General features: G+C 68.7%; 7 protein-coding genes. 3 read left to right on the top strand and 4 right to left on the bottom strand.

Annotation, left to right across the window (positions count from 1 at the left end):
• Positions 1-222: 222 nt before the first annotated feature.
• Positions 223-1,980: a cytochrome c oxidase subunit I gene (ctaD, locus tag TFC3_RS05840; RefSeq protein WP_067496626.1), complete on the bottom strand. Its 1,758-nt coding sequence runs from the start codon at positions 1,978-1,980 to the stop codon at positions 223-225.
• A 121-nt stretch (positions 1,981-2,101) separates the two neighbouring features.
• Complete coding sequence (locus TFC3_RS05835) at positions 2,102-3,211, bottom strand: FAD-dependent monooxygenase (RefSeq protein WP_067496624.1); 1,110 nt, start codon at positions 3,209-3,211, stop codon at positions 2,102-2,104.
• Between the two features lie 317 nt (positions 3,212-3,528).
• Here TFC3_RS05835 and TFC3_RS05830 point away from each other — a divergent pair, with 317 nt between their 5' ends.
• Both TFC3_RS05830 and TFC3_RS05825 read left to right on the top strand, forming a co-directional pair.
• A complete protein-coding gene (locus TFC3_RS05830) occupies positions 3,529-4,596 on the top strand; it encodes a DNA polymerase ligase N-terminal domain-containing protein (protein WP_067496621.1) in 1,068 nt (355 codons plus the stop codon).
• 162 nt (positions 4,597-4,758) lie between these two features.
• The gene (locus TFC3_RS05825) at positions 4,759-6,105 is read left to right on the top strand and encodes a trehalase family glycosidase (protein ID WP_067496616.1); all 1,347 of its coding nucleotides are present in this window, start codon (positions 4,759-4,761) and stop codon (positions 6,103-6,105) included.
• A gap of 72 nt (positions 6,106-6,177) precedes the next feature.
• Here TFC3_RS05825 and TFC3_RS05820 read toward each other — a convergent pair whose 3' ends face one another.
• Both TFC3_RS05820 and TFC3_RS05815 read right to left on the bottom strand, forming a co-directional pair.
• Positions 6,178-6,777: an MBL fold metallo-hydrolase gene (locus TFC3_RS05820; protein WP_067496613.1), complete on the bottom strand. Its 600-nt coding sequence runs from the start codon at positions 6,775-6,777 to the stop codon at positions 6,178-6,180.
• Positions 6,777-7,862, bottom strand: coding sequence for an S-(hydroxymethyl)mycothiol dehydrogenase (locus tag TFC3_RS05815; RefSeq protein WP_067496609.1), 1,086 nt, complete (start codon positions 7,860-7,862; stop codon positions 6,777-6,779). The genes TFC3_RS05820 and TFC3_RS05815 overlap by 1 nt, the downstream gene beginning before the upstream one ends.
• A 64-nt stretch (positions 7,863-7,926) precedes the next feature.
• Here TFC3_RS05815 and TFC3_RS39950 point away from each other — a divergent pair, with 64 nt between their 5' ends.
• A complete protein-coding gene (locus tag TFC3_RS39950; protein WP_255363745.1) occupies positions 7,927-9,930 on the top strand; it encodes a TPM domain-containing protein in 2,004 nt (667 codons plus the stop codon).
• The last annotated feature ends 5 nt before the right edge of the window (positions 9,931-9,935 follow it).

The following is a 9,935-nucleotide window of genomic DNA, read 5'->3' as shown; positions in this document are numbered from 1 at the left end:
GCTCAGACGTGCCGTTTGGATGCGTCCAGGCGGTCGCTTCTCGCCCAGCCGGATCCGTGCGGGCGGACCCCGGCTGGGCGAGAAGCGACCGCCTGGACGCATCCAAACGGCACGTCTGAGCGGCTCATCTGCAGCCCAAAGCGAGCCCAAGCCCCTAAAGACAGGGCGAAGCCCGGCCGGGTCAGTAACCGGGCCGGGCTTCGGAAGAGATGGGGGCGAGGGTCAGTACTTGCGGCCGTCGCTTTGGTCTTCTTTGTAGGTGGCACCGCCGTCGGATTCGGCGGTGAGGAAGCGGGCGCCGCCTTCCGGGGGGCCGGCGATCGACTGCTCGCCGGCGGCGAGTTCGGGGTACTTGGCGTCGAAGGCCGGGCGCTCGGATCGGATGCGGGGCATGCTGTCGAAGTTGCGGAGCGGGGGCGGCGAGGACGTGGCCCACTCGAGGGAGTTGCCGGCGCCCCATGGGTCGTTGACCGTGACCAGCTCGCCGACCTTGTAGGACTTCCACACGTTGTAGATGAACGGCAGGGTCGAGGCGCCCAGAACGAACGAGCCGACCGTGGAGAACGTGTTGAGGAAGGTGAAGCCGTCGCTGGGCAGGTAGTCGGCGTACCGGCGGGGCATGCCCTCGGCGCCGAGCCAGTGCTGCACCAGGAAGGTGGCGTGGAAGCCGATGAAGGTGAGCCAGAAGTGCACCTTGCCGAGGCGGTCGTCGAGCATCCGGCCGAACATCTTCGGGAACCAGAAGTAGATGCCGGAGAACACCGCGAACACGATCGTGCCAAACAACACGTAGTGGAAATGCGCGATGACGAAGTACGAGTCCGACACGTGGAAGTCGATCGGCGGAGCGGCCAGCAGCACGCCGGACAGACCACCGAAGAGGAACGTGACGAGGAAGCCGATGGCGAACAGCATCGGCGTCTCGAAGCTGATCTGGCCGCGCCACATGGTGCCGATCCACACGAAGAACTTCATGCCGGTGGGCACCGCGATGAGGAAGCTCAGGAAGCTGAAGAACGGCAGCAGCACCTGGCCGGTGACGAACATGTGGTGCGCCCACACACTCATCGACAGGGCGGCGATCAGCAGGGTGGCGCCGACCAGGCCCTTGTAGCCGAAGACCGGCTTGCGGCTGAAGACCGGGATGACCTCGGTGATGATGCCGAAGAACGGCAGCGCCACGATGTACACCTCGGGGTGGCCGAAGAACCAGAAGAGGTGCTGCCACAGCATCGGGCCGCCGGTGTCGACGTCGAAGACGTGGGCACCGAGCACGCGGTCGGCGGCCAGGGCGAACAGGGCCGCCGCGAAGAACGGGAAGACCATGATCACCAGGAGCATCGTGACCAGGATGTTCCAGGTAAAGATCGGCATGCGGAACATCGTCATGCCGGGCGCCCGCAGCGTGATCACGGTGGTGATGATGTTGACGCCACCGAGGATCGTGCCGAGGCCGGACAGCGCCAGCCCGACGACCCACATGTTGCCGCCCACGCCGGGCGAGTGCAGCGAGTCGCTGAGCGGGGTGTAGGCGAACCAGCCGAAGTCAGCCGCGCCTCCGGGCGTCAGGAACCCGCCGATGGTGATCGTGCCACCGAACAGGTAGAGCCAGTACGCGAAGGAGTTCAGCCGGGGGAACGCCACGTCGGGCGCGCCGATCTGAATCGGGACCAGGAAGTTCGCGAACGCGAAGACGATCGGCGTCGCGAAGAAGAGCAGCATGATCGTGCCGTGCATCGTGAACAACTGGTTGTACTGCTCGGGCGACAGCAGCTGCATGCCCGGACGGGCCAGCTCGGTGCGCATGAGCAGGGCCATGATGCCGCCCAGCATGTAGAACACGAACGCGGTGATCATGTACATGATCCCGATCTGCTTCGCGTCCGTGGTCCGCAGGATCCGCGCGAGGGCCGAGCCCTTGACCTGCTGCCTGACCGGCCATGGCCGGGTCACGATCGGCTTAGGCGCAACGGTCGTCACGGATAGCCTCCGGTGTCTCGTTCGTCCCACTGCGTACGCCCTGATTAAAGGCGTACCTCGCAGGCAGAATAGTCCCCCACCGACCCCCGGCGGGCGCGGGGTGACCAAAGAGCACCCAGGTCTAGAACGGCTCGGTAAGCTCCCGGTACTGATCCGAGAAGATCTCTTGGCCCCGCTCCCGCAGCATAAGGTCGCGCTCCGCAGGCGCCATATCGCGGGTCGTGTCGCGCTCACGGGTCCGCTCGCGCACGAGGTCACAGCGCTGCCGGCGGCGATTCTGGTACGAGGCCAGCGCGGCCGGCACATCGCCGCCGGACTGCTTGAGCACCTCGCCCAGCACCACGGCATCCTCCAGCGCCATGGCGGCACCTTGGGCCAGCGTCGGCGCGGTGGCGTGGGCAGCATCACCGACCAGCAACACCGAGCCCTGGGCGGGCGTGTCGAGGACGACCTCGTCGGTGCGGGCGACCTGCACTTTCTCGATGACGTCGAGGATCTGCGGTACGCAGCCGCCGAACCCGCCGAAGAGCTCACGCAACCGGGCTTTGGGGTCGGCCGGGTTCTCGGTGCCCGCCACGGCCGTCTCGTCGGCGTAGACATACAGCCGCCGGCCACCCATGGGCATGGCCACGAACTGGGAGCGGTCGCCGAGCAGGGCTGTCCAGTCGCTGAGCACCGGGCCCCCGCTGACCACGCTGCGGTAGACGACCTGCCCGGTCGGCGTGGCGGCCCCGCCCAGCCCGGCCTTGGCCCGCACCGTCGAGCGGCGTCCGTCGGCACCGATCACGAGGTCGTACTCGGCCACCGAGCCGTCGCCGAACTCGACCTTGACCGCACTGTCCATGAGGTCCATCTCACGTACGGCAGTGTCGTAACGAACCTCACCCCCGACCCCCGTCAGCAGCACCTGCTGCAGGTCGGCTCGGGCGAGCGCGCGTGATTCACCGACTCCGGCCCACAGCGCGGCCACGTCCATCTCGAACAGCCCGCGGCCGGCGGAGTCCTGGAACACCTGCCGGAAGATGAGGTCACCGAGCGGGCGCAGCGGCGCATCGAGCCCGAGCAGGCGCAGCGCACGTGCCGCGTTGCCGGGCAGGTAGATGCCCGCGCCGGGAGCCATGGTGGCAGGGAGTTCCTCCACGACCTCGGGCCGGAAGCCGGCCACCCGTAGGCCTCGGGCTGCCGCTAGACCACTGATACCGCCACCTACGACGAGGATCCGCAGGGTCATCGCAGCAACGCCTCCGAGGGGGGTTCGATACGCGTCGGAGCCAAGACACTACCGGGCGCCACGATGAGGCGGAACCCACGGCGGTCGACCTGTCCGATTTATTCAAAACGAGCGGTCCGGAGTGCTCGTAGCGTCACCGGCATGGCGCCTTCCGTCGGGCAGGATGCTCCAGCCGGCGGCCCGGGTGGGACGACGCTGCGCCAGACGATGACATGCGGGAGCCGAGCGGCCCTTTCGGCATTTATGGACCTACCCAAGCACCGGGGTACGACATTCCAGCGAATGACAGCGATGTAACTCCGGCGGACAATCGCTGGATGGCCGATCAACTTGAGGAATACCGGCGCAAGCGTGATGCCCGGCGGACCCCCGAGCCCGTCCCGGCAAACCGCCCGCGCCCGACCGGCCGTACCAGGTTCGTCATCCAGCAGCATCACGCCCGCAGCCTGCACTGGGACGTCCGGCTGGAGCGCGACGGCGTGCTGGTTTCCTTCGCTGTCCCCCGTGGCCTGCCCCGCGATCGCGCCCGCAACCATTTGGCCAAGCACACCGAGGACCACCCACTGGAATACCTGGACTTCTCGGGTGAGATTCCGGCTGGCGAATACGGCGGCGGCCAGATGACCATCCACGATCGGGGCACGTATGAGACGGACAAGTGGCGTGACGATGAGATAGGTGTCACGTTCCATGGTGACCGTACCTCTGGGCGTTATGTCTTCTTTCAGACCGATGGCCGTGACTGGATGGTCCGCCGCATGGACCCCCCGGAGCCGGGCTGGCAGAGCATCCCCGAGGCCGCCGAACCGATGCTGGCCACAAAGGCGCCGGGCCTTCCGAAGGACGACGAAGATTGGGGGTACGAACTCAGCTGGGCCGGCCGCCGCACTCTGGCCTACGTTTCCGGCGGTCGCATCCGGCTCACCACAGCTGAAGGCGAGGACGCCACCTCCTGGTACCCGGAGATCCGGCCCCTGGGCGCCGCGCTGGCCCCGGCCGAAGCCGTGCTCGACGGCGAGATCGTCGCGTTCGACGGCACCAAGGTGTCATCGGAACACCTGGCCCGCCGTAAAGCCCCCCGCGACTCCGGAGCAGCCCGCCGCGCAGCCGAGCGCACCCCCGTCCACCTGCTCATCTATGACCTGCTCTGGCTGGAGGGCCACTCCACCGTCGAGCTTTTGCGCTACGCCGAACGCCGGGAGCTGCTCGACGGGCTGAACCTGACCGGCGACAACTGGCAGACGCCGCCGTACTTTCCGGGCGGTGGGGAGTTCGCGCTGGAGGCGGCTCGGGCTCAGGGGTTGCAGGGTGTGGTCGCCAAACGGTTGGACTCGCCTTACCTGCCGGGGCGCCGGAGCCGGCTGTGGCTCGAGATCGGCGCTTAGGTCCTCTTTCAAGAAGTGGGCTTTTCCGCACTCGTCGGGTTGTCGATATTGCCCAGGGGAGTCATTCGTCACCCGATAGGCAGTGTTTGCGCGGTTCTGGAGCGGAAAGGGCTATAGATGGACAAGCCCGATGCATTCTCCGCTCCCGTATTGATCCAGGATATGTCTGCTGATCTTTGGAACTCCGCAACTGTCGTACTCGAAACCAACTGGGCGCACGACCACATGGTCCCCTCGCGCCGCCTGTATCCCCACCAATGGAGTTGGGACGCAGCCTTCACCGCCATCGGGCTCGCTTACGTGAACCCGACGCGCGCCTGGCGCGACCTTCGCAGCCTCTTCGAAGCGCAATGGCCGGACGGCCGGGTGCCGCACATCGTCTTCGACCCCCGCACCGCGGAGGGTGACTATTTCCCGGGCCCGGCCTTCTGGGATGTCCCGGCGTACGGTCGGCGTGCAGCCCGCGGCAGCACCGGACTCGTGCAGCCCCCGTTGCACGCCGTAGCCGTCTGGGAGGTCTACCGGCGCGCTTCGGCGCACGGTGCAGACTGCGCCCATGAGGCTGGCGAACAGCTCAAGTGGCTCTATCCCCGGCTGGTTGCTCAACAGGACTATCTGAGCCTGCACCGCGACGCAGCCGGCACCGGGCTCGCGAGCATCGTGCACCCGTGGGAGTCCGGGCTCGACAACAGCCCGTCGTGGGACAGCGCCATGGCCGGCGTACCGGCGGACATGAACCTGCTGGTCCGCTTTCAACGCCGCGACCTCGAGGTCGCCGACGCCGCACACCGCCCGCTGGACATTGACTACGCCCGCTACCTGGGCCTGGTGCTCACCTACCGCGACCGCGGCTACTCCGATACCGACCTGGCCGAACGGCACGGGTTCGTGGTCGAATGCCCGGCGTTCAACGCCATCCTGGCCGCCGCCGAACTGACACTCGCGCACATCGCGGCAGTCGTCGGCGCGGATCCCCGGCGGCACGTCGAACGCGCACGCTGCATCACCACGGCAATCTCCCAGCGCCTGTGGGACGCCGAGTCCCGCACTTTCCGCTCCCGCGACCTCCGCACCGGCCAGCTCAGCCCGGCCCGAGCCATCAACGGAATGGTCCCCCTTATCCTGCCGGGTCTCCCGGAGGACCAGGCCGCCGCGATCATGGCCGAGGCCGCCTCACCCCGCTTCGGCCTGCCGGAGACAACGGGCCTGCCGGTGCCAAGCTTTGACCGCACCTCCCCGGACTTCGACACCCTGCGCTACTGGCGCGGACCGATCTGGATCAACGTCAACTGGCTCCTGCGCCGCGGCATGCTGGTGCACGGGTACCGGGTGGAGGCGGAGGATCTGCGCACCGCCATGATCCGGCTGATCGAGGAGTCCGGGCACTACGAGTATTTCCACCCGAAGTCGGGGGAGGGAATCGGCGCGCCCACGTTCAGCTGGACGGCGGCCTTGTCGCTTGATCTGCTGGCTGATCAGGCGGTGCCGGCCTCCGCTCGCGCGACTTGAGGCAGCGGCGCGAGCAATCCTCGCGCCGCCCAGCCCAGCCCCACGGTCGAGCCAGCTCAGCGGTACCCGTACCTAGAACTGCTCCTTCTGAATTGTGGTGTCGTCGCCGTGACCCGTGTGCACGACCGTCGACGGCGGCAGCATCAGAAGGCGGTCGCGGATGGAGCGCTCGATGGTGGGGCGGTCGCTGTAGGAGCGACCGGTGGCGCCCGGGCCGCCTTGGAAGAGCGTGTCGCCGGTGAAGACGCAGCTCAGCGCCGGTGCGTAGAGGCAAATTGCGCCGGGGCTGTGGCCGGGGGTGTGCAGAACCGTGAGGGTCGTGCCCGCGACTGCGATCTCCTGGCCGTCACTGAGCGCAGCCGGCATCGGGAGGCCCGGATGGGTCAGCTTCCACAGCACCTCCTCGGCCGGGTGCAGCAAGAGCGGCGCTTCGGTGCGTCCGGCCAGCTCGGGAGCCACTCGGACATGGTCGTCGTGGGCGTGGGTCAGGACGACGGCCACCACCTTGCGGCCGTTCACCAGCTTGAGGATCGACTCCACCGAGTGAGGGGCGTCGATGATCAGGCACTCGTTGTCGTCGCCGACCACCCACACGTTGTTGTCGACGTCGAAGGTCTCACCATCCAGGGAGAAGGTGCCGCTGGTGATGCCGTGGTCGACGCGGGCGGCCATCAGAAGATCACCACTGAGCGCAGGACGTCGCCGCTGTGCATCTTGGCGAAGGCTTCCTCGACCTGGTCGAGGCGAATCTCCTCGGTGACGAACTTGTCCAGGTCGAGCCGGCCCTGGCGGTAGAGCTCGGTGAGCATGGGGAAGTCACGGGTCGGCAAGCAGTCGCCATACCAGCTGCTCTTGAGCGCGCCGCCGCGGCCGAAAACGTCGGCGAGCGGCAACTCGATGGTCATCTCGGGGGTGGGCACGCCGACCAGGACGACGGTGCCGGCCAGGTCACGGGCATAGAAGGCCTGCTTGTACGTCTCCGGTCGGCCAACCGCCTCGATCACGACATCCGCGCCGAAGCCGCCGGTCAGTTCCTGCACCGCGCTCACCACGTCGGCGCCGCGCGCGTTGATCGTGTGGGTGGCGCCGAAGCCGCGGGCCCACTCCAGTTTGCGGTCGTCGGTGTCGATGGCGATGATCGTGGTGGCTCCGGCCAGCGCCGCACCCGCCACCGCGCCGTCACCGACCCCGCCGCAGCCGATGACCGCGACCGAGTCACCGCGCGTGACCCCGCCGGTGTTGATGGCCGCGCCGATGCCGGCCATGACCCCGCAGCCCAGCAGGCCCACCGCAGCCGGACGCGCCTGCGGGTCGACCTTGGTGCACTGGCCCGCCGCGACCAGCGTCTTCTCGATGAACGCACCGATGCCCAGTGCCGGCGAGAGCTCGGTGCCGTCCTCCAGAGTCATCTTCTGCGTGGCGTTGTGCGTGGCGAAGCAGTACCACGGCTTGCCCTTCTTGCAGGCCCGGCACTCGCCGCAGACCGCCCGCCAGTTGAGCACGACAAAATCCCCGGGTGCGACCTCGGTCACGCCGGCCCCGACCGACTCGACCACGCCGGCGGCCTCGTGGCCGAGCAGGAACGGGTAGTCGTCGTTGATGCCGCCCTCGCGATAGTGCAGGTCGGTGTGGCAGACCCCGCAGGCCTGGATCTTCACCACCGCCTCGCCCGGCCCCGGGTCCGGCACGATGATCGTGGTGACTTCGACGGGCGCGCCCTTCGCCCGGGAGATGACGCCGTTGACTCGCTGACTCATGGCCTCACAATGCCATCCGAGCCTGGGTGCTCGAACTGCCGGACCCAGGATCTACGGTGTCCGGGTGACCCTTGTGCGCCGCGTACTCCTGCTGGTCCTGGCGTTGCTGCTGCTTCCGGCACCCGCCTGGGCCGATTCGCCGTCCCGTCTCGCCGCTCAGGTGACCGACACCACGGGTGCGCTGGGATCCGGCCGGGCATCGGTGGACTCAGCGCTCACGTCGCTGCAGGAGAAGACCGATATCCAGCTCTTTGTCGTTTTCGTTGACTCGTTCGACGGCACGCCGGCCCAGCAGTGGACCGACGAGACCGCGCGGCTCAGCGACCTGGGCGACCGGGATGCGCTGCTGGCGGTGGCGACCAACGACCGGGCGTACGCATATTCGTTCCCCGAAGATTCCCGCATATCCGACAGCGAGCTGGCCGGCGTGGCCGCCGACGACATCGAGCCGGCGCTCGCGAAAAGCAACTGGTCAGGCGCGGTGGTTGCGGCCGCGAACGGCTACCGGGAAGCGGCCGGAGGAGGATCTTCGGGAGTTTGGATCATCGTGGTCCTGGCTCTGATCATCGTGGCCGCGCTTGTCTGGCTTCTGGTACGCCGGAAGCGCCGCGCCCACCCGGCCGCTCCCCCGCCCTCGGGCCCCACCACGGCAGACCTGACCGCCGAAGCGAACGCCCTGCTCATCGAGCTCGACAACGACCTACGCGAAAGCGAGAGCGAGCTCGGCCTGGCCACGGCGCAGTACGGCGAAACCGAAACAGCCCGCTTCCGCACCGCGCTGGAGGCATCCCGGCAGGACGTTGCCGAGGCCTTCCGCCTGCGTCTGACGCTCGACGCGGAACCCGCACCCGACGAGGAGACCCGCCGCCGCACGCTGACCGAGATCATCGCGCGCTGCCGGGCGGCCGACGACCGGCTGGACACGGAATCCGAGGCGTTCGACCAGTTGCGAGACCTCGAGGGACGAGCCGCGCAGGCCGCGACGGACGTGGAGCAGCGCCGGGCGGCGGCGGAGGGCACGCTGCCTGCCGCACAGACGGCTTTGCGCGAGGTGCTTGACAGGTACGCGGGGCAGACGGTGGTTGCTGTCTCGGGGAATGTCGATCAGGCGAAGGAGCGGCTGGGGTTCGCAGCCCAAGCGGTGACGCGGGCGCGGGAAGCGCTGGCCACAGAAGCTTCCGGGAGCGCGGATGGCGTGCCGGGTGGGGCACGGGCTGAGGCGGCTTTGGCGGTACGAGCAGCCGAGCAAGCTGTTTCGCAGGCCGAGCAACTGGTGGCCGCGACCCACCAGGCGGCGGGCGATTTAGCGGGCGCGCGTACCGCCGCGGATGCCCTGGTCGCCGAGCTGCGATCGGAGATCGCATCCGCGCACGCCCTGCAGGCTGCCGGCGCTGGTGACCTCAGTGCCGCAGTAGCCGGTGCCGGCACAGCCATCACGGAGGTGACCGCCCAGCTAGCGGTGGCCAAGCCTGACCCGGTCGCCGCGGTGGCAATCCTGCAGGCTGCCGACGCCACCCTCGACCAGGCGCTCGCCGCAGCTCAGGACGCCGCTGAGCGCACCGCCCGCAGCCGCACGCTGCTCGCCCAGGCCTTGCCGGTCGCTCGCGCCGAGGTCGCCTCCACCGCCAACTTCATCGCCACCCGCCGCGGCGCCGTCGACACGGGCGCCCGGGCCTCGCTGTCCGAAGCCCAGCGCTACCTCAGCTTGGCGGAAAGCCTCGCCGCTTCCGACCCGGTGACCGCGCTGAGCCATGCCCAGCAAGCGCAGAGCCTCGCCGCTTCGGCGGGTCAGGCTGCCCACAGCGACGTTCAGGCGTGGGGTTACGGGTCGGGTGGGTACGGCGGACAGGGCGGCTTCGATGCCGGATCGTTCGCCGGTGCGGTGCTGGGCGGGCTGCTCTCGGGCGGCGGCGGCTCGGGCCGGTCGTACCACGGAGGTGGAGGCTGGTCCGGTGGAGGCGGCTGGTCCGGCGGCGGATTCGGCGGGAGCGCATCTCGCGGGCGCCGGACCGGTGGCGGCGGCGGTGGCGGGGGCGGCGGCCGTCGAGGTGGCGGCGGCCGGTTCTGACCGGC

Source organism: Actinoplanes sp. TFC3 (assembly GCF_001553785.1).
Classification (GTDB): domain Bacteria; phylum Actinomycetota; class Actinomycetes; order Mycobacteriales; family Micromonosporaceae; genus Actinoplanes.
This window is presented reverse-complemented; position numbering and strand designations above follow the sequence as displayed.